The 19,328-nt window shown below is 71.4% G+C and carries 20 protein-coding genes and 1 pseudogene; 15 read left to right on the top strand and 6 right to left on the bottom strand.

What is annotated here, in order from left to right; all coding sequences use genetic code 11:
• Nucleotides 1–77 precede the first annotated feature (77 nt).
• Nucleotides 78–563, bottom strand: coding sequence for an SsgA family sporulation/cell division regulator (locus AC3ET4_RS14520; RefSeq protein WP_431949173.1), 486 nt, complete (start codon nucleotides 561–563; stop codon nucleotides 78–80).
• Between the two features lie 457 nt (nucleotides 564–1,020).
• Here AC3ET4_RS14520 and AC3ET4_RS14515 point away from each other — a divergent pair, with 457 nt between their 5' ends.
• The 3 genes from AC3ET4_RS14515 to AC3ET4_RS14505 all read left to right on the top strand — a co-directional run bounded on the left by AC3ET4_RS14515 (nucleotide 1,021) and on the right by AC3ET4_RS14505 (nucleotide 3,760).
• The gene (locus AC3ET4_RS14515) at nucleotides 1,021–2,238 is read left to right on the top strand and encodes an RDD family protein (protein WP_431949171.1); all 1,218 of its coding nucleotides are present in this window, start codon (nucleotides 1,021–1,023) and stop codon (nucleotides 2,236–2,238) included.
• A 56-nt stretch (nucleotides 2,239–2,294) separates the two neighbouring features.
• Nucleotides 2,295–3,023, top strand: a complete 729-nt coding sequence (locus AC3ET4_RS14510; RefSeq protein ID WP_431949169.1) for an RDD family protein — start codon at nucleotides 2,295–2,297, stop codon at nucleotides 3,021–3,023.
• 80 nt (nucleotides 3,024–3,103) lie between these two features.
• Nucleotides 3,104–3,760 carry an RDD family protein gene (locus tag AC3ET4_RS14505; RefSeq protein WP_431949167.1) on the top strand — a complete coding sequence of 219 codons (657 nt, stop codon included), beginning with the start codon at nucleotides 3,104–3,106 and terminating at the stop codon, nucleotides 3,758–3,760.
• A gap of 77 nt (nucleotides 3,761–3,837) precedes the next feature.
• On the opposite strand, the gene AC3ET4_RS14500 is transcribed toward AC3ET4_RS14505, so the two are convergent.
• A complete protein-coding gene (locus tag AC3ET4_RS14500; protein WP_431949165.1) occupies nucleotides 3,838–4,119 on the bottom strand; it encodes a hypothetical protein in 282 nt (93 codons plus the stop codon).
• A 357-nt stretch (nucleotides 4,120–4,476) separates the two neighbouring features.
• On the opposite strand from AC3ET4_RS14500, the gene AC3ET4_RS14495 reads away from it, so the two are divergent.
• A complete protein-coding gene (locus AC3ET4_RS14495) occupies nucleotides 4,477–6,801 on the top strand; it encodes an immune inhibitor A domain-containing protein (RefSeq protein WP_431949163.1) in 2,325 nt (774 codons plus the stop codon).
• A 75-nt stretch (nucleotides 6,802–6,876) separates the two neighbouring features.
• Complete coding sequence (locus tag AC3ET4_RS14490) at nucleotides 6,877–7,194, top strand: hypothetical protein (protein ID WP_431949162.1); 318 nt, start codon at nucleotides 6,877–6,879, stop codon at nucleotides 7,192–7,194.
• A gap of 42 nt (nucleotides 7,195–7,236) precedes the next feature.
• Here the strand turns inward: AC3ET4_RS14490 and AC3ET4_RS14485 are convergent, their stop codons facing one another.
• Together AC3ET4_RS14485 and AC3ET4_RS14480 are read right to left on the bottom strand one after the other, a co-directional pair.
• Nucleotides 7,237–7,833, bottom strand: coding sequence for an isochorismatase family protein (locus tag AC3ET4_RS14485; RefSeq protein ID WP_431949160.1), 597 nt, complete (start codon nucleotides 7,831–7,833; stop codon nucleotides 7,237–7,239).
• A gap of 83 nt (nucleotides 7,834–7,916) precedes the next feature.
• On the bottom strand, nucleotides 7,917–9,251 hold the full coding sequence (locus AC3ET4_RS14480) for a nicotinate phosphoribosyltransferase (RefSeq protein ID WP_431949158.1): 1,335 nt from the start codon (nucleotides 9,249–9,251) through the stop codon (nucleotides 7,917–7,919).
• A gap of 81 nt (nucleotides 9,252–9,332) precedes the next feature.
• Between AC3ET4_RS14480 and clpS the strand changes: the two genes are divergently transcribed.
• The 8 genes from clpS (at nucleotide 9,333) to AC3ET4_RS14440 (ending at nucleotide 15,322) form a co-directional block, all read left to right on the top strand.
• Complete coding sequence (clpS, locus tag AC3ET4_RS14475) at nucleotides 9,333–9,644, top strand: ATP-dependent Clp protease adapter ClpS (RefSeq protein WP_431949157.1); 312 nt, start codon at nucleotides 9,333–9,335, stop codon at nucleotides 9,642–9,644.
• Between the two features lie 105 nt (nucleotides 9,645–9,749).
• A complete protein-coding gene (locus AC3ET4_RS14470; RefSeq protein WP_431949156.1) occupies nucleotides 9,750–10,313 on the top strand; it encodes a DUF2017 domain-containing protein in 564 nt (187 codons plus the stop codon).
• 588 nt (nucleotides 10,314–10,901) lie between these two features.
• On the top strand, nucleotides 10,902–12,338 hold the full coding sequence (locus tag AC3ET4_RS14465; RefSeq protein ID WP_431949155.1) for an amino acid permease: 1,437 nt from the start codon (nucleotides 10,902–10,904) through the stop codon (nucleotides 12,336–12,338).
• 85 nt (nucleotides 12,339–12,423) lie between these two features.
• Nucleotides 12,424–12,849: a M67 family metallopeptidase gene (locus tag AC3ET4_RS14460; protein WP_431949154.1), complete on the top strand. Its 426-nt coding sequence runs from the start codon at nucleotides 12,424–12,426 to the stop codon at nucleotides 12,847–12,849.
• 66 nt (nucleotides 12,850–12,915) lie between these two features.
• Complete coding sequence (locus AC3ET4_RS14455) at nucleotides 12,916–13,020, top strand: putative leader peptide (RefSeq protein WP_322975702.1); 105 nt, start codon at nucleotides 12,916–12,918, stop codon at nucleotides 13,018–13,020.
• A 62-nt stretch (nucleotides 13,021–13,082) separates the two neighbouring features.
• The gene (locus AC3ET4_RS14450) at nucleotides 13,083–13,388 is read left to right on the top strand and encodes a MoaD/ThiS family protein (RefSeq protein ID WP_431949153.1); all 306 of its coding nucleotides are present in this window, start codon (nucleotides 13,083–13,085) and stop codon (nucleotides 13,386–13,388) included.
• On the top strand, nucleotides 13,388–14,338 hold the full coding sequence (locus AC3ET4_RS14445; protein ID WP_431949152.1) for a PLP-dependent cysteine synthase family protein: 951 nt from the start codon (nucleotides 13,388–13,390) through the stop codon (nucleotides 14,336–14,338). The genes AC3ET4_RS14450 and AC3ET4_RS14445 overlap by 1 nt, the downstream gene beginning before the upstream one ends.
• A gap of 231 nt (nucleotides 14,339–14,569) precedes the next feature.
• Complete coding sequence (locus tag AC3ET4_RS14440) at nucleotides 14,570–15,322, top strand: MBL fold metallo-hydrolase (protein ID WP_431949151.1); 753 nt, start codon at nucleotides 14,570–14,572, stop codon at nucleotides 15,320–15,322.
• 79 nt (nucleotides 15,323–15,401) lie between these two features.
• On the opposite strand, the gene AC3ET4_RS14435 is transcribed toward AC3ET4_RS14440, so the two are convergent.
• Together AC3ET4_RS14435 and AC3ET4_RS14430 are read right to left on the bottom strand one after the other, a co-directional pair.
• Nucleotides 15,402–16,655, bottom strand: a complete 1,254-nt coding sequence (locus tag AC3ET4_RS14435; protein ID WP_431949150.1) for a PTS transporter subunit EIIC — start codon at nucleotides 16,653–16,655, stop codon at nucleotides 15,402–15,404.
• Between the two features lie 120 nt (nucleotides 16,656–16,775).
• Complete coding sequence (locus AC3ET4_RS14430; RefSeq protein WP_431949149.1) at nucleotides 16,776–18,104, bottom strand: PTS transporter subunit EIIC; 1,329 nt, start codon at nucleotides 18,102–18,104, stop codon at nucleotides 16,776–16,778.
• A gap of 133 nt (nucleotides 18,105–18,237) precedes the next feature.
• On the opposite strand from AC3ET4_RS14430, the pseudogene AC3ET4_RS14425 reads away from it, so the two are divergent.
• Both AC3ET4_RS14425 and rph read left to right on the top strand, forming a co-directional pair.
• A pseudogene (locus AC3ET4_RS14425) lies at nucleotides 18,238–18,474 on the top strand (PTS sugar transporter subunit IIB); the annotation flags it as partial.
• 101 nt (nucleotides 18,475–18,575) lie between these two features.
• Nucleotides 18,576–19,322 carry a ribonuclease PH gene (rph, locus tag AC3ET4_RS14420; RefSeq protein ID WP_431949148.1) on the top strand — a complete coding sequence of 249 codons (747 nt, stop codon included), beginning with the start codon at nucleotides 18,576–18,578 and terminating at the stop codon, nucleotides 19,320–19,322.
• The last annotated feature ends 6 nt before the right edge of the window (nucleotides 19,323–19,328 follow it).

Genomic DNA, 19,328 nt, shown 5'->3' with positions numbered 1-19,328 from the left:
GGCCCCGCGGGCCTCGCCCCGGGCGTCCGGCGGTCGGGCGTCCGGCGGTTCGGGCGGGTGTACGCGCGTCCGGCCGCTCAGGCGTCCGGCGGTCCGTCGGAGCCGTGCCGCGGGTCGCGCGGGCGGCGCTCGTCGAGACCGCCCTCGCCGGCGGCCGGGGCGAGCAGCTCGTCCAGCCGCTCGTCCATGGACAGGTGGTCCAGCTCCGTCCCCGGCGGCACCGCCCGCAGCGTGCGCTCCAGCCACGCCGCCACCGGGTGCGAGGGCGCCTCCAGCAGCGCGGTGCCGTCCGGCGAGCTGAGGGCCATGCAGATCACGCTGCGCCCGTCCGTCTTGGTCGGCCAGATCCGCACGTCGCCGTGTCCGCTCGGCCGGAACACCCCCTCGACCAGCAGCTCCCGGGCGAAAGTCCAGTTGACCGGGGAGCCCGAGCCGAGGTGGAAGGCGATGTGCACGGCGAAGGGATCCTCGGCCCGGTAGGCCAGCATGGCCGGTACGGGGATGCTCCGCTCGGGCGACAGCACCAGGTGCATCTCCAGTTCGCGTTCGACCACAGTGTGCATCTCGTCGTCCTTTCCTCGGCGCGAAGGCCCCTGGCGGCGCTGCGCGGCGGATGCCGCGCGGGGCCCGCACCGGGAGAGAGCGCATACGGCCCTCACCATGACGCGGGTTCCGGCGATCGGAAGGACTTTTCCCGAATGCCTGGCACACGCGAGATGCATGCGGTACACACGGAATGCCGGCGTCCGCTCCGCACGGGGTGCGCCCGGTTGTCGACGGTGATCCCGTTTCCGCCCCCGCCGCGCGCACGACTCCGCGGCGCGCGTGCCCCCGTCCGTCCGAGGCGGCGTCAGTTCGGAAGCGTATCGGTTCGGCCGCCGGGATTTGCCCCGGAATGCCGATCATCGCCCGTGGATCGTTTCTTTCGTCCGCCCGCCGCGTTCTTCGTTAGTGTCCTCCTTGCACGCCGGGGGACGGCGGGCTGGTCGAGCGTGTCGGTCGTGAGGGGAGTTGTCACGGATGACCTCCGGTAGCAGCGGCGGGAGTATGCCCGGACCCGGGTACTACCCGGACCCGTCCATCCCGGGCTACATCCGGTACTGGAACGGGTCCTCGTGGGTGCCCGGCACGAGCCGCCCCGCGCCGCAGCCGGGCGAGGACCTCGCGCCGCCCTCGGGCACGGCCGTGGCGGCGGCGGGACCGGCCATCGCGCCGCCGCCCACGCCCTCCGTGCCGGACACCCCCCAGGCGGTCGCGACGCCGCGGACCCCCGCGCTGGAGGAGTCTGGGCCGATGTTCCTGGACGAGGACCCGCGGGCGCCGCGGGCCGAACGCGGACCCGATACCGTCACCGGACTGCCGCCCCGGCCGGCGCCCCAGGAGCCCCTCGCGGAGGCCGCTCCGGAGCGGGCGTGGGGCGCCGACCTGGCCCGGCAGGACCCCGCGCCCCGTGTGTCGTGGGGCGCCCCCGAACGTGCGGAACAGGCCGTCGCGCCCGTACCGGCCCCGGCTCCCGCACCGGCCGCGCCCGCACCCGCCCCCCGGGCCGCCGCGGCACCGGCCCCCGCGCCCCAGGCCCCCGCTGCCGCGCCGGCCGAGAGCCCCGCGCCCCGGCAGCCGGCCGCGGCCGTCCCCTGGGCGCAGCAGGTGCACGATCTGGCCCGTCAGGTCCCCTCGCAGGGCGGCGAGTCCGCGACCCCGGCACCGTGGCGTCCGGTCGCCGACGACCCGTTCGCCTCCGCGCGGGACCAGGCACGCCCCGCCTCTCTCGGGAAGCGGCTGGTGGCCCGGCTGATCGACACCGTCGTGGTGGGCGCGGTCGTCGCGGCGGCCGCGATGCCGCTGGGGACGGCGGCGTACGAGCACCTGCGCGACAAGGTGGACGCCGCCCGGCTGACGGGCGAGGAGGTGACGGTCTGGCTGGTGGACGGCACGACGGGCGTCTACCTGGGCATCGTCGCCGCCGTCGCGCTCGTCACCGGGCTGCTGTACGAGGTGCTGCCCACCGCAAAGTGGGGCCGCACCCTCGGCAAGAAGCTGCTCGGCCTGCGCGTGCTGGACATCGAGAGCCAGTACGAGCCGGGCTTCGGGCAGGCGCTGCGCCGGTGGCTCACCCGTACGGTGCTGGACGCGCTCGTCGTCGGCTTCCTGGGGCTGGCGTGGTGCCTGTTCGACCGGCCGTGGCGGCAGTGCTGGCACGACAAGGCGGCGCGCACCTTCGTGGCCCGCGAGCGCTGACACCCGAACGGCCCCCGCCGGAGGCGCGGCCGTATCGTCCGGGTTTCACTCGGGACATGAGCACCGACCAGCCCGAGGACCCGTACGCCAAGCCGCCCCGGGAGCCGTCCGGGCCCGCGCAGCCGTCGGCCGGGCAGTCACCGCCCGGCGGCCTGCCCGGTGAGCAGCCGCCCGGGCAGGAGCCCGGGCAGGAGCCCCCGGGGCAGCAGCCGCCGCCCGGGCGGCAGGCGTACCCGCCGCCGTACCCGTCCGCACCAGGCGGCTCGCCCTACGACCGGCCGGCCTACGGCGGTGGGGGCGACCCGTACGCGAGCGGCTCCTACGGCATGGGGGAGCCGGATCCCCTTGCGGGCATGCCCCCGTTGGCGAACCGGGGGCGCAGGCTGGCCGCACGCATCGTCGACGCGCTCGTCATCGGCATCCCCGTCTACGGCCTCACCGGGCTGATCTGGAACTACGACTACAACGCCACCGGCGCGGTGTTCTCCCAGAGCGTGATCTACGCCGTGGTCTATCTGGCCTACCAGGTGTTCATGCTCACCCGGTACGGGCAGAGCCTCGGCAAGAAGCTGTTGCGGGTGCGCGTCGGCATGCTCGCCGACGGCGCCAAGCCGACGGCCCCGGCGGCGCTGAAGCGGGAGTCGGTCTACTCGCTGGTGCCGATCGTCCCGTGCTGCGGTGAGGTCTTCTGGGTCATCGAAGTGCTCTGGTGCACCTGGGACAAGCCGTATCGCCAGTGCCTGCACGACAAAGCGGGGCAAACCGTGGTGGTCTCCGTGGGGTGAGGCGGGCTTCGGGTGATCGTCGCAGGGCCGTGACCATCCGGCGTCTATGCGTCGTCATGCCCGGCTGATTTACTCGTCCCATGAGTTCGAATCAACCGCCCGGCTACGGTTATCCGCAGGGCGGCTCGGGGGGCCAGAACCCGTACGGTGAGCAGCCGTACGGCCAGCAGCCGTACCCCCAGGGCCAGAACCCTTACGACCAGCAGCCGTTCCCGCAGCAACAGTCGCCTTACGCCTATCCGCAGCAGGGGCCCGGCTACGGCCAGATGCCGACGGACCCGGCCCTGGCGGGCATGCCCCCGCTGGCCGGAAGCGGCCAGCGCTTCGTCGCCCGGCTCATCGACGGGGCGATCTTCCTTGTCCTCGCCTTCGTCCTCAGCATGGCGTTCGGCGCGTCCTTCACGGACCCGGACGACCTCGGCAAGGTGGTCGTGGTCTCGCTCATCGTCGGTGTCGCCAGCTTCCTGTACGAAGCGCTGATGCTGAAGTCCAGCGGCCAGACCATCGGCAAGAAGGTCATGAAGATCCGCGTGGCGCGGCTCGCCGACGGCAGCGTCCCGGGCAACGCGGCCTGGGCCCGCGCCGGTACGTACGCCGGTATCAGCGTCGCCGGCAACGTGATCCCCTGCGTGGGCTTTCTGCTGCCGCTGCTGAACGTCCTGTGGCACCTGTGGGACAAGCCGTACCGTCAGTGCTGGCACGACAAGGCGGCCAAGACCGTCGTCGTGAAGGTCTGACAGACCCCGACGTCAACGACGGCCCCGGAGCGTCCGCTCCGGGGCCGTCGTTGTCCGGCGGGGAGGCGGGGCGGTGCTCAGCGGCGCAAGGAGTGTCCGCCCAGGCGGCCTTCGGTGGTGCCCCGGACGCGGGCCCGCGGGACCGGGTGCCGCTCGGTGGGCCGCGCGCGCTTCGCGCGGCGCACGGCGGGCGGGATCGCCGCCGTCACAGCGACCAGGACGCCGAGCGCCAGGCCCGCCGCGGCGACGACCACCACCGCCACGCCCGATCTCGCCTCGGAGAGCAGCAGCATCGCGAGGGTGGCGAGCACCACGGTCGCCGAACCGTACGTCAGCTGAGCGGGGGTGGGACGCGGCATGGCTGATCCGTCCTCAGGCGTCGTGTGTGGCGGAGCCTCGGCCAGGGCCGGTTCACGGCGGTTCGGGAGTGGCACGCCGACCATCGACCCTACGCTGCGAGATGCCCGCGCGGAACACCCGGTAAGCGCGACCTGACCCACGGTGTGGAGCACGGGGGGCGCACGGTCGCATCACCCTCCCATCGGCCATGGCGGGTTGGGGTGAAACGTGCGCGTCCTGACCGCGGTGTCCGCTATGTGCCCGCTATGTGCTACCAAATGGTCGCTCACCGTACTCGTCGGTCATGTACAAGTCAAGATCTGTTTTTTTGGGCCCCACTCCGATGCAATGTCCCCCACCCAGGGAGGTCATACATCGTGATAAGCCAACGACGGACCATCAGATCCGCCGCTCTGGCCGTGGCGATCGTCGCGATAGGCGCCACAGCCTTCCCCGTCGCGGCAGCCCAGGCCGACCCGCAGACCGGGCGTGTCGTACGGCACGACCCGGCGCGAGCGGAGCGCGTCGAGCACGATCTGAAGGGCCCGCTGAGCGAGCGTCAGTCCGCCCAGCGCCAGCAGGCGATCGAGCAGGTCATCTCAGGCAAGTCGAAGATCGAGGACCGCGGCGCGTCAGGCGTCGTGAAGCTCGGCAAGAACAAGTACGTCGAGCTCGCGCGCGAGAAGACCGACAAGATCTTCGTGATCCTCGCCGAGTTCGGGACCAAGACCGACCCCGCGTACGGCGGAACGCCCGGTCCCGTGCACAACGAGATAGCCGAGCCCGACCGCAGCACGGACAACAGCACGGACTGGCAGGCGGACTACAACCGCCAGCACTTCCAGGACCTGTACTTCTCGAAGGCCAAGGGTGATGAATCCGTGGCCACGTACTACGAGAGGCAGTCCTCCGGCCGCTACTCGGTCGCGGGCGAGGTCGCCGACTGGGTCAAGGTCGACTGGAACGAGGCCCGGTACGGCAGCAACAAGTGCGACAACTGCGCCTGGTACCTCGTCGCGGACGCGGTGAACAAGTGGGTCGACGCGCGCAAGGCCGCCGGTGACACCGCCGCCCAGATCAAGGCGAAGCTGGCCGAGTACGACCAGTGGGACCGCTACGACTACGACGGCGACGGCGACTTCAACGAGCCCGACGGCTACATCGACCACTTCCAGATCGTGCACGCCGGCGAGGACGAGTCCGCCGGCGGCGGCGCCCAGGGCGAGGACGCGATCTGGGCCCACCGCTGGTACGCGTTCGGCAGCGACCAGGGCTCGACCGGCCCGCAGGGCAACCTGCTCGGCGGCACCCAGATCGGCGACACCGGCGTCTGGGTCGGCGACTACACCGTCCAGCCGGAGAACGGCGGCCTCGGCGTCTTCGCCCATGAGTACGGCCACGACCTCGGTCTGCCGGACCACTACGACACCACCAACAGGGCGGAGAACTCCACCGCCTTCTGGACGCTGATGTCGTCCGGTTCGTGGCTCGGCACCGGCAAGGACGCCATCGGCGACCGGCCCGGCGACATGACGGCCTGGGACAAGCTGCAGCTGGGCTGGCTGAACTACGACCTCGCCACGGCAGGCAAGACCTCCCTCAGCACCCTGGGCGTCGCCGAGTACAACACCGCCAGGAAGCAGGCCCTGATCGTCGCGCTCCCGCCGAAGAGCGTGACGAGCGAACTGGCCGTCCCGGCCGAGGGCGCCAAGCAGTGGTGGAGCGGCAGCGGCGACAACCTGAGCAACACGCTCACCCGCGATGTCGACCTCACCGGCAAGACCTCGGCGAGCCTGTCCCTCAAGGGCTGGTACGACATCGAGACGGACTACGACTACCTCTACACCGAGGTGTCCACCGACGGCGGCGCCACCTGGACGGCCGTCGACGGCACCATCGGCGGCGCCCCGCTCCCGCACGACGCCAGCGGCAAGCCCGCCCTGACCGGCACCGCGGCCTCCTACCAGGACATGGCGTTCCCGCTGGACGCCTACGCCGGCCAGTCGGTCAAGCTCCGCTTCCGCTACCAGTCCGACGGCGGCGTGGCCCAGAAGGGCTTCCTCGCCGACGCGATCACCCTGACCGCCGACGGCGCGACCGTCTTCAGCGACGGCGCGGAGTCCGGTGACAACGGGTGGACCGCCAAGGGCTTCACGATCAAGGGTGCCACGTACTCCGAGGAGTTCCCGCAGTACTACATCGCGGAGAACCGGCAGTACGTCTCGTACGACCAGACCCTGAAGGTCGGCCCCTACAACTTCGGCTGGGCCACCAGCAAGGAGAACTGGGTCGAGCACTACGCCTACCAGAACGGCCTGCTGATCTGGCTGTGGGACACCTCGATGCGGGACAACAACGTCAGTGCCCACCCGGGTGCCGGCCGGATCCTGCCGATCGACGCCCACCCCAAGGCGCTGAAGTGGAACGACGGCACGCTCATGCGCAACCGCGTGCAGGCCTACGACGCCACCTTCACCGCGGCCCGCACCGACGCCCTGACCCTGCACAAGAACGGCGTCGCGACCAAGGTCGCGAGCCAGCCGGGAGTCACGGTCTTCGACGACAGGAACCCCTACTGGTCCGCGGAGAACCCCACGGGCAGCGTGAATACGACCCCGAGCAACACCCGGATCACGATCCTCCACGAGGCCAAGGACGGCAGCACCGTCACCGTCAAGGTCGGCCCCTCCGGAAAGAAGTGATCACGCACCGCGCGAAGTGACCTGATCGGCCCCCGCCCTCTGGTGGACGGGGGCCGATCTGCGGATCATGTGCTTATGGCCAGCGGCGGGTTCACCAGGCTTCCCAGCGGCGACGTCGTCGTGGCCCTCCGGCTGCCCTCGCCCGGCGGAGCCGCGGAGGAGCACATCAGGGTGCTCGTCGTCGCGGTCAACCGGCAGCGCGCGCTGACCCGCCTGCGCAACCTCGGCTTTCGCGCCGTCCGCCTCGTCGGCAACATGGAGCCCCCGACGGCCGACGAGATCAACGCCGTCCTCCACCACCCCGAGGGACTCGTCTGGCGCCGCATCCCCTCGGCGCCCGCCGCCCCCTGGCAGTCCATCGCGGCACTGCTCGGCCCGACCGTCCGCCGCTGAACCGGATACGGCCCGCGGAAGTCCGCCCCCCTCGGGCGGCCGTCAGGCCCGTTCGCGGACGACCGGCTTGCCGGACAGCTCGGCGCCGGCCGTACGCAGCTCCTCCAGCGCCCGCTCGGTCGTCTCCGGCATGACGCCCGCCGTCAGGTCGAGCAGCACCCGGGTGCGGAAGCCCTCCCGCACGGCGTCCAGCGCGGTCGCCCGCACGCAGTGGTCGGTGGCGATGCCGACCACGTCGACCTCGGACACCCCGCGCTGGCGCAGCCACTGCGCCAGCCCGGTGCCGTTCTCGTCGACGCCCTCGAAACCGCTGTAGGCGCCCGCGTAGGCGCCCTTGTCGAAGACCGCCTCCACCGCGCCCGAGGCGACCGCCGGCGCGAAGTTCGGGTGGAAGCCGGCGCCCTCGGTGCCGGCGACGCAGTGGTGCGGCCAGGTGCGGACGAAGTCGGGGTGATCGGAGAAGTGCTCGCCCGGGGAGACGTGGTGGTCGCGGGTGGCCACCACGTGCCGGTAGCCGGCGGTGGCGTCCCCGACCAGGTCGGTGATGGCGGCGGCGACCTCCGCGCCGCCGGCGACGGGCAGGCTGCCGCCCTCGCAGAAGTCGTTCTGCACGTCCACGACGATCAGTGCGCGGTGCATGGCGTCCGGTCCTTTCTCGTCGGCGTCCCGTCCTTACCGACTGTAGTGAGCGGCGCCCCGCCGCGGCAGGGCGCCTGCGGCGATCAGTGGGTGATGTACTCGGTGGGCAGCACCGGCTCGCCGCGCGACAGCTGCGTCGCCGACAGCGGCAGTGCGGCACGTGCCTCGATGTGGCGGGCACGGGCGCTGTCCAGCGGCTCCCGGCCGACGGTCTCGCCGCCCAGCACCAGCGGCACCAGCAACTGCCGGTCCGCCAGCGGCCCGGGTACCGGTCCGGTGCCGAGCACCTCGGCCTCGGCGACGCCGTCGGCGTCCACCCGCCGGGCCGCCCACTTGCGCCCACCGATGCTGGTCTTGCCGCCCATCGACTTCTTGGCGACCGGCACCAGGGGGGCGCCGGGGTCGGCGGAGGCGGCGCGGGCGACGAGCTTGTAGACCATCGAGCAGGTCGGATGCCCGCTGCCGGTCACCAGGGAGGTGCCGATCCCGTACGCGTCGACCGGCGCCGCGGCCAGCGAGGCGATGGCGTACTCGTCCAGGTCCGAGGTCACCACGATGCGGGTCTTGCGCGCCCCCAGATCGTCCAATTGCTGCCGCACCCGGTGGGCGAGCAGCAGCAGGTCCCCGGAATCGATGCGCACGGCCCCGAGTTCGGGGCCGGCGATCTCCACGGCGGCCCGGACGGCCGTGGCCACGTCGAAGGTGTCGACCAGCAAGGTGGTGCCGCGGCCGAGCGACTCGACCTGCGCGGTGAACGCGCCCCGCTCGTCGTCGTGGAGCAGGGTGAAGGCGTGCGCGCTGGTGCCGATGGTCGGCAGGCCGTAGCGGAACCCGGCGGCCAGGTTGCTGGAGGAGGCGAAGCCCCCGACGTAGGCCGCGCGGGAGGCCGCGACCGCGGCCAGTTCGTGGGTGCGGCGTGCGCCCATCTCCATCAGCGGCCGGCCCGCGGCGGCCACGGCCATCCGGGAGGCGGCGGCCGCGATCGCCGAGTCGTGGTTGAGGATCGACAGCACCACCGTCTCCAGCAGCACCGCCTCGGCGAAGGTGCCCTCGATCCGCATGATCGGTGAGCCGGGGAAGTACACCTCGCCCTCGGGATAGCCGTGGATGTCGCCGCGGAAGCGGTACCCGGCCAGCCACTCGAGGGTGGGCCCGTCCACCACCCGCTCCCGTTCCAGGAAGGACAGGATGTCGCCGTCGAAGCGGAAGTTCTCCACGGCGTCCAGTACCCGGCCCGTGCCGCACACCACCCCGTAGCGCCGCCCTTCGGGCAGTCGGCGGGTGAACACCTCGAACACCGAACGCCGGTGGGCGGTGCCGCTGCGCAGCGCGGCCTGCAGCATGGTCAGCTCGTACCGGTCGGTGAACAGCGCGGTGGAGGGGACCATGACAGGCAGCCCCAGGTCTGCAGTGCTCATGGCTGAGGATGCTACCCCTATTTCGTCAGAGTGACGATTTCCCGGGGGCCGGTTTCCCTGCGGGCACCGTCTGGTGACAGCATGGGTCACGTGAGTGTCGCCCCCGCAGAGATCGAGCGGACCGAGTCGAGCGAGGCCCCCTTCGAGGTGCCGTCCCCGGACGTTCCCTGGGTGACTGTCGTCCACAACGACCCGGTCAATCTGATGAGCTACGTGACCTACGTCTTCCAGGCGTACTTCGGCTACCCGAAGGACAAGGCCACCAAGCTCATGCTCGACGTGCACCACAAGGGCCGGGCCGTGGTGTCCAGCGGCACGCGCGAGGAGATGGAACGCGACGTGCAGGCGATGCACGGGTACGGGCTGTGGGCCACCCTCACGCAGGACCGCTGAGGCCGCGGGACGCGAGGCGGGACAGCGACGCCGGACCACCGACGCGACACACCCGGACGACCACCGAGACGACCACCGAGCCCCTGAGGGACGGCTGATACCGACATGCCCGGCTACTTCCAGACCGCTGCCGAAGGCGGCGCCGCCATCGCGCTCGACGAGGTCGAGATCTCCATCCTGCGCAGCCTGGCCGTGCAGCTCCTGGAACTGATCGGCCCCGGCGCCGCGGACACCGCCGAGCCCGCCGACCCGCTGGCCGAGCTCTTCGCGGAGGGCCCCACCCGGCCCCCCGAGGACCCGGCGCTCGCCCGGCTCTTCCCGGACGCCTACGAGGAGGAGGCCGACTCCTCGGAGTTCCGCCGCTTCACCGAGAACGACCTGCGCGCCCGCAAACGCGACGACGCCCTCGCCGTCGTCCGCAGCCTCGACGCGCTGACCGCCGGCGGCGACGGGGGAGCGGTGCTGACCCTCGACGCCGGGCAGGCGCGCCAGTGGCTCGGCGCCCTCAACGACCTGCGACTGACCATGGGCGCCCGGCTGGAGATCAGCGACGACGAGAACAGCGAGCTGTACCGGCTGCCGGACTCCGACCCGCGCAAACCGCTCGTCATGGCCTACCTCTGGCTCGGGGCGCTCCAGGAGAGCCTGGTGGAGACCCTCATGCCGTGACGCGGGGGCGCCCCTCGACCAGGGGCGCCTGTGCCGCAGGTCGGCTGGGCCTCCGGGGCTGCCGCGTCTCCGGGTCGGCTGGGCCTCCGGGGCGGCCGCGTCTCCGGGTCGGCTGGGCCTCCGGGGCGGCCGCGTCTCCGGGTCGGCTGGGCCACCGGGGCGGCCGCGTCTCCGGGTCGGCTGGGCCTCCGGGGCTGCCGCGTCTCCGGGTCGGCCGGACCTCCGGGGCTGCCGCGTCTCCGGGTCGGCTGGGCCACCGGGGCTGCCGCGTCTCCAGGTCGGCTGGGCCACCGGGGCGGCCGCGTCTCCGGGTCGGCTGGGCCACCGGGGCCGGTGGCCGCGAAGTCCGGCCGCACCCCCATTCGGCGCACCTTCGGTCGGCAACTCCCTGTGCCGTGTGCCACATTTGCGCTGCGTGCCCGGCGCGCACCCCCGTGATCCACACGCTCGGCCACCCGCCGCGACGCCACCCCGTCGCGACAGGTCGCCCGCCCGGCCGGCCCCGGCGCGCACCTGCACCACCCGGGGGGGACCGGAACCCGACCCGGGCCCGCACGGCCGGACGGGCAGGGAGAAAGGCGCAGCGACATGACCTCGACGCAGGTCGAGCGGCACGAATCCGGCGGCGGCGCCCCGGGAGCCGATCCGGAGGAGGGCTACCGGCGCGGACTCGGCGCCCGCCAGGTGCAGATGATCGCGATCGGCGGCGCCATCGGCACCGGCCTCTTCTACGGGTCCAGCAAGGGCATCGCCGCCATCGGGCCCAGCCTGATCGCCTGCTACGCCGGCGCCGGCCTGGTGATCTTCTTCATCATGCGGGCCCTCGGCGAACTCCTCACCCATCGCCCCTCCTCCGGCAGTTTCGCCGACCACGCCCGCGAGTTCTTCGGACCCCTCGCCGGCTTCGCCACGGGCTGGTCGTACTGGGCCCTGTGGGCCACCGTCTGCATGACCGAGGTCACCGTCGCGGGCGCCTACATCAACTTCTGGTGGCCGTCGGTCCCGGTCTGGTCCACCGCCGCGGTCGCCCTCGTGGCGCTGTTCGTCGCCAACCTCGTCTCGGTCGGGATCTTCGGCGAGCTGGAGTTCTGGTTCTCGACGATCAAGGTCACGGCGATCGTCGCGATGATCGTCATTGGTGCCGGAGTCCTGACCTTCGGCTTCTCCGCCGCCGGCGACACCGCCTCCATCACCCACCTGTGGGCCGACGGCGGCTTCGCACCCAACGGCGCCTGGCAGGCCATGCTCGCCATGCAGGGCGTGATCTTCGCCTACCTCGGCGTCGAACTCGTCGGCACCACCGCGGGCGAGGCCAAGGACCCCAAGCCGACCCTGCGCAAGGCGATCAACACCATCCCGGTCCGCATCGGCGTCTTCTATGTCGGCACGCTGGTCGTCCTGCTGTCCGTCTTCCCCTGGACCACCTACGACCCGGGCGTCAGCCCCTTCGTCCAGGTCTTCGCCCGGGTCGGCATCCCCGCCGCCGCCGGGATCATGAACTTCGTCGTCCTCACCGCCGCCCTGTCGTCCTGCAACTCCGGCATCTACTCCACCGGCCGCATGCTGCGCGGCCTGGCCGTCAACGGCGAGGCGCCCCGGGCCGTGGCGAAGCTCAGCGGACGGCGGCTGCCGCTGCCCGCACTCGTCGTGTCGACCCTCGTCATGGGCATCGGCGTGATCGTCAACGTCGTCTCCCCGGACAAGGCCTTCGTCTACATCACCTCCGTCGCGACCTGCGCCGGCCTGTGGACCTGGATCATGATCCTCGCCGCGCACCTGCGCTACCGCGCCAGAGTCCGCGCCGGCCTGCTGCCCGCCTCCGACTTCCGCATGCCCGGCGCCCCCGTCACCAACTGGTGCGCCATCGCCGCGCTGCTCTTCGTCGTCGGACTGATGGCGACCGACCCGGACACCCGCCTCGGCCTCTACGTCTGGGCCGTCTGGTCGGCGCTGCTGGGCACCGGCTACCTCCTGCTCAAGCGGCGCACCCCCGGCGACCCGGTACCGGCCCTCGCCCAGGAGTGAACCCTCCGGTCCCCGCAGGGCGCGGCAGCCGACCCCTCCGGGGGGCGGGTGCCGCACGGCCACCCCCTTACCTATCCTGGCGACCATGCTGACCATCACCCGCGCCCTGTACGACGCACTCGTCGCCCACGCGCGCGCCGACCACCCGGACGAGGCCTGCGGCGTGATCGCCGGCCCGGCCGGCAGCGACCGGCCCGAGCGGCACATCCCGATGCTCAACGCGGCCCGCTCGCCCACCTTCTACGAGTTCGACTCCATCGACCTGCTGGGGCTCTACCGCGAACTCGACGACCGCGACGAGGAACCGGTGGTCATCTACCACTCCCACACCGCCACCGAGGCCTATCCCTCGCGCACCGACATCTCCTACGCCAACGAGCCCGGCGCCCACTACGTGCTGGTCTCCACCGCCGACACCGACGACGCGGGCCCTTTCCAGTTCCGCTCGTTTCGCATCGTGGACGGCGATGTCGCCGAAGAGCCCGTCGAGGTCGTCGACTCGTACGCCTGAGACAGCGCGTCCCGGATCCTGGGACGCCCATCTCCCGGGCCCGGGGGGAATCGATACGATGACCCCATGGTTTCCCTCGACGTGAGCGACAAGGCGCCGGGCACGCTGCTCGTGGCGCGGCTGCACGTCGACCTGTGCCGCCTCGCCAGCGCGGCATGTCCGTGCGCCTGAGCGCCGTCACCGCGCGCCACCCCCGCCTTCCCGCCGTATTCACGCACCCTTGGAGCCGACGCATGGCCATCGAGGTCCGCATCCCGACCATCCTCCGCACCTACACCGGCGGCGCCAAGGCCGTCGAAGGCAGTGGCAGCACCCTCGACGAACTCCTCGCCGACCTCGACACCCGCCATGCCGGCATCCGCGAGCGCATCGTCGACGGCGGCGAGCTGCGGCGCTTCGTGAACGTCTACCTCAACGACGAGGACGTGCGCTTCCTTGACGGCATCACCACCAAGCTCACCGACGGCGACAGCGTGACGATCCTCCCCGCCGTCGCCGGCGGCAGCGGTCCGAGCGCCCACCTCGGCGGCGCGCGCTGATGCGGTACGACAGCCCGCTGGCAGCCGTCGGCAACACCCCGCTGGTACGGCTGCCGCGCCTGTTCCCCTCCGCCGAGGTCTCCGTCTGGGCCAAGCTGGAGGACCGCAACCCCACCGGCTCCGTCAAGGACCGCCCGGCCCTGCACATGATCGAGCAGGCCGAACGCGCCGGACGCCTCACCCCCGGCTGCACGATCCTCGAACCCACCTCCGGCAACACCGGCATCTCGCTCGCCATGGCCGCCCGGCTCAAGGGCTACCGCATGGTCTGCGTCATGCCGGAGAACACCTCGTCCGAACGGCGCGAGCTGCTGACGATGTGGGGCGCCGAGATCATCCCCTCCCCGGCCGCCGGCGGCTCCAACACCGCCGTCCGCGTCGCCAAGGAACTGGCGGAGCAGCACCCCGACTGGGTGATGCTCTACCAGTACGGCAACCCCGACAACGCCGGCGCCCACTACTCAGGCACCGGTCCCGAGATCCTCGCCGACCTCCCCTCCGTCACCCACTTCGTCGCCGGTCTCGGCACCACCGGCACCCTCATGGGCGTCGGCCGCTACCTGCGCGAAAAGGTCCCCGGCGTGCAGATCGTCGCCGCCGAGCCCCGCTACGACGACCTCGTCTACGGACTGCGCAACCTCGACGAGGGCTTCATCCCCGAGCTGTACGACGAGTCCGTCCTCACCACCCGCTTCTCCGTCGGCTCCGAGGACGCCGTCCGCCGCACCCGCGAACTGCTCCAGCAGGAGGGCATCTTCGCCGGCGTCTCCACCGGAGCCGCCCTGCACGCCGCCCTCGGCGTGGCCCGCAAGGCCGAACGCGCCGGAGAACGCGCCGACATCGTGTTCGTCGTCGCCGACGGGGGCTGGAAGTACCTGTCGACCGGCATCTACACCGCCGCGTCCACCGAGGAAGCGGTCGCAGCCCTGCACGGCCAGCTCTGGGCCTGAGCCGCCCTCCCACGGCGCCCCCGCCCGCCGGACACCCGGCGACGGGGGGCGCCGTACTGGTGATTCCGCCCACAACAGGGCTCCGCGAAGGAGCACGCGCCCGCCGTGCGCCTTACGCTCAAGAACACACGGCGGGTCGCTCCCGCCCCTCCCCCCTCCCCCTGCGGAGCGGGGGGGCGTCGTGGCGCGCCAACGCAAGACCCCCGGAACGATCCACGGAGGTTTCTGCACATGAAGCTCACCGTCGTCGGCTGCTCGGGTTCGTTCCCGTCCGCGGAATCGGCCTGCTCGAGCTACCTCATCGAGGCCGACGGCTTCCGGCTGCTCCTCGACATGGGCAACGGCGCCCTCGGCGAGCTGCAGCGCCACTGCGGTCTCTACGACCTCGACGCCATCCTCCTGAGCCATCTGCACGCCGACCACTGCATCGACATGTGCGGGTACTTCGTCGCGCGCTACTACCGCCACGAGGGCGGCCCCGCCCACGCCATCCCCGTCTACGGCCCGGCGGGCACCGAGCGGCGGCTGGCCGGCGCGTACGGGGACGTGCCCGACGAGAAGTGCATGAGCGAGGTCTTCGACTTCCGCACCCTCGAACCCGGCACCTTCCGCATCGGCCCCTTCAGCGTCACGGCCGACGTCGTCAGCCACCCCGTCGAGGCGTACGGCTTCCGTGTCGAGCACGCCGGTCGCTCCCTCACCTATTCGGGTGATACCGGTCCGTGCGACGCGCTGCGCACCCTCACCGAGGGCACCGACCTGTTCCTGTGCGAGTCCTCCTTCACCCACGGCAAGGAGGACATCCCCGACCTGCACCTCAACGGCCGTCAGGCCGGCCAGTACGCCGAGCGCGCGGGTGCCAGGCGTTTGGTGCTCACCCACATCCCGCCGTGGACCGACCCGCAGATCAACCTCGAGCACGCCCGCGAGGTCTACGACGGCCCCGTCGAGGTGGCGAAGGCCGGCGCGGTCTACGAGATCTGACCGGTCCTGTCCGAACGGCACGAAGCCCCCGGAACCGCAGCTGCGGTTCCAGGGGCTTCGGCCTGAGCGGTGCCGGGCGCTACGCCTTGGCGGCGTCCTCGAGCTCGTCCTCCGGCTCGCGGCCTGGGGTGGGGAGGTTGAACTTGGTGATCGCGAAGCGGAAGACCACGTAATAGATCACCGCGAACACCAGGCCGATGGGGATGATCAGCCAGGGTTTCGTGTCGAGCTTCCAGTAGAGGGCGTAGTCGATCAGACCGGCGGAGAAGTTGAAGCCCGCGTGCACGCCCAGCGCCCAGGTGACGGCCAGGGAGACGGCGGTCAGGACGGCGTGCACCACGTACAGCAGCGGGGCGACGAACATGAACGAGAACTCGATCGGCTCGGTGACGCCCGTGACGAACGAGGTCAGCGCGAGCGAGGTCATCATGCCCAGCACGGCCTTGCGGCGCTCGGGGCGGGCGGAATGCGCGATCGCTAGGGCTGCCGCCGGGAGCGCGAACATCATGACCGGAAAGAAGCCGGACATGTACATGCCTGCGCTGGGGTCGCCCGCGAGGAACCGGCCGTAGTCGCCGTGCGCGACCTTGCCGGCGGCGTCGGTGAAGTCGCCCAGCTGGAACCAGGCCACCGTGTTGACGAACTGGTGCATGCCGATCGGGATCAGCGCGCGGTTGACCAGCCCGAACAGGCCGGCGCCGGCCGCCCCGAGACTCGTCATCCACTCGCCGAAGTGGCTGATGCCGTTGCCGATGGGCTCCCAGACCAGGCCGAAGAAGACCCCTACGACGATGCCGACGAACGCCATGATGATCGGCACCAGGCGGCGGCCGTTGAAGAATCCGAGCCAATCGACCAGTTTGGTGCGGTGGTACCGCTGCCACAGGACGGCGGCGAGCAGACCCATGATGATGCCGCCGAGGACGCCGGGGTCGTTGTACTTCGCGGCGATGTCCGCACCGGCCTGGACCTTGGCCTCCGTGACGGGGAACGCCTCCAGCACCTTGCTGTAGACGAGGAAGCCGACGACGGCCGCGAGGGCGGTCGAGCCGTCGGCCTTCTTGGCGAAGCCGATGGCGACGCCGACGCAGAACAGCAGAGGCAGGGCGCCGGTGAGCGCGCCACCCGCCTTGTCGAAGACGGAAGCCACGTGGTCCCAGCCCAGCCCCTTGGGGCCGAAGACGTCGTCCTGGCCGAGACGGACCATGAGTCCCGCCGCCGGCAGAACGGCGATCGGCAGCTGCAGGCTGCGGCCGACCTTCTGCAGGCCCTGGAAAAGGCCGGAGCCCCGCTTCTTCGCTGCGGGCGCCGCCGATGCGGTGGCGGTTGTCATGGGGGTCCTCCTGGTCTGAACCACCTGGTGGTGTAGACCAGTATTAACCTGTACTCCGCAGGTTCGGGGAAAGCCTCCTCGCGTGTGGTCTAGACCGCACTCCAGAGCGTGGCGCCCCTGCTACGCCTTGACGTTGTCCCGCTCCATCCCCTCCGCGACCTCCTCCGGTTCGCGCCCCGGAGTCGCCAGGTCGAACCTGGTGATCGCGAAGCGGAAGACCGCGTAGTACACCGCCGCGAGAACCAGCCCGATCGGGACGATCAACCACGGCTTCGTCGCCAGGTTCCAGTTGATGACGTAGTCGATCAGCCCCGCCGAGAACGCGAAACCGTCGTGCACGCCCAAGGCCCACGTCACCGCCATGGACACCCCGGTCAGCACCGTGTGGATCGCGTACAGCGCCGGCGCCACGAAGAGGAACGAGTACTCGATCGGCTCCGTGATGCCCGTCACGAACGAGGTCAGCGCCACCGACAGCATCAGGCCCCCCACCTCCTTGCGGCGGGCCGGACGGGCGCAGTGCGTGATCGCCAGCGCGGCGGCCGGGAGGGCGAACATCATGATCGGGAAGAACCCCGAGGTGAACTGCCCCGCCGTCGGATCACCCTGCAGGAAGCGGGTGATGTCCCCGTGCACCACCGTCCCGTCCGGCTTGGTGAAACTGCCGAACTGGAACCACACGAAGACATTGAGGAACTGGTGCAGCCCCACCGTCAGCAGCGCCCGGTTCGCCACACCGAAGATCCCCGCCCCGTACGAGCCCAGGTCCGTGAGCCACTGGCTGAACGCGGTGAGCCCCGCACCGATCGGCGGCCAGACGAACACGCACAGCACCGCGAAGGCGATCGCCACGAACGCCATGATGATCGGCACCAGGCGGCGGCCGTTGAAGAAGCCCAGCCAGTCCACCAGCTTCGTGCGGTGGTAGCGCTGCCAGAAGAACGCGGTGAGCAGCCCGATGACGATCCCGCCGAACACCCCCGGATTCTGGTACGCGGCCGGGATGGCGGCTGCGGGCGTCCCCTGAGGGATGCACGCCCCGCTGATGGTGCTCGTCGCCAGGAAGGCCGTCCCCTTCGGGCAGTCCTGCGGGAACTGGTGCAGCACCCCGTAGTAGACGAGGTAGCCGGCCACCGCCGCCAGCGCCGTCGAGCCGTCCGCCTTACGCGCCATGCCGATGGCGACGCCGACCGCGAACAGCAGCGGCAGCCCCAGCGAACCGTCCAGCAGCGCGCCGCCGGCGCCGTCGAAGACGTTCGCCACCGCGTTCCAGCCCAGCCCCTCGGGGCCGAAGACGTCGTCCTGGCCGAGCCGGTTCAAGATGCCCGCCGCCGGCAGCACCGCGATCGGCAGCTGCAGACTGCGCCCCATCTTCTGCAGTCCCTGGAAGAGCGCGGAGCCCCGCGTCCGGCTCGGACGCGGGGCGGCCGCGGAGGCGTCCGAACCCATGGGCCACCTCCCGGCGGTAGTGTGGTGTAGACCAGTTGCGGCGCGGCTGGGACACTCATGGATCCCCGCAAAGGCGTTCCATCACTGCATTACCGTGTGAAATCGGACCGAACGGCCGACCAAACCAGGAGTACAGATGGCCAGCAAGGCAGAGAAGATCGTCGCCGGGCTCGGCGGGCTCGACAACATCGAAGAGGTCGAGGGCTGCATCACCCGTCTCCGCACCGAGGTCAAGGACGCCTCGCTCGTCGACGAGGCCGCGCTCAAGGCCGCCGGAGCCCATGGCGTCGTCAAGATGGGCACCGCCATCCAGGTCGTCATCGGCACCGACGCCGACCCCATCGCCGCCGACATCGAGGACATGATGTGACCCGGCGCTGACCGCCGGACCACCACCCCGACCTCACCCGCACGGGGCCCGTTCCAGGACCGGCACGGGCCCCGCGCCGCGCTGCGACTAGGCTCGACGGCATGTCTCGTATCGACGGCCGCACCCCCGAAGAGCTCCGCCCCGTCACCATCCAGCGCGGCTGGAGCAAGCACGCCGAAGGATCCGTCCTGGTCTCCTTCGGCGACACCAAGGTCCTCTGCACCGCCTCCGTCACCGAGGGCGTCCCCCGCTGGCGCAAGGGCAGCGGCGAAGGCTGGGTCACCGCCGAGTACGCCATGCTGCCCCGCTCCACCAACACCCGCGGCGACCGCGAGTCCGTCCGCGGCAAGATCGGCGGCCGCACGCACGAGATCTCCCGCCTCATCGGCCGCTCCCTGCGCGCCGTCATCGACTACAAGGCGCTCGGCGAGAACACCGTCGTCCTCGACTGCGACGTCCTCCAGGCCGACGGCGGCACCCGCACCGCGGCCATCACCGGCGCCTACGTCGCCCTCGCCGACGCCGTCGCCTGGATGCACGGCCGCAAACTCGTCCGCGCCAAGGCCCAGCCCCTCAGCGACACCGTCGCAGCCGTCAGCGTCGGCATCATCGACGGCGTCCCCATGCTCGACCTCTGCTACGAGGAAGACGTCCGCGCCGAGACCGACATGAACGTCGTCTGCACCGGCGACGGCCGCTTCGTCGAAGTCCAGGGCACCGCCGAAGGCCAGCCCTTCGACCGCAAGGAACTCAACAGCCTCCTCGACCTCGCCGTCGCCGGCTGCGCCGAGCTCGACGCCCTCCAGCGGGCCGCCCTCGCTGAACTCGAACAGATCACCAAGAACTGACAAAGA

This window comes from Actinacidiphila sp. bgisy167 (genome assembly GCF_057707665.1).
Note: the sequence above shows the minus strand (reverse complement) of the source record. Positions and strands in the feature narration are given on the sequence as shown.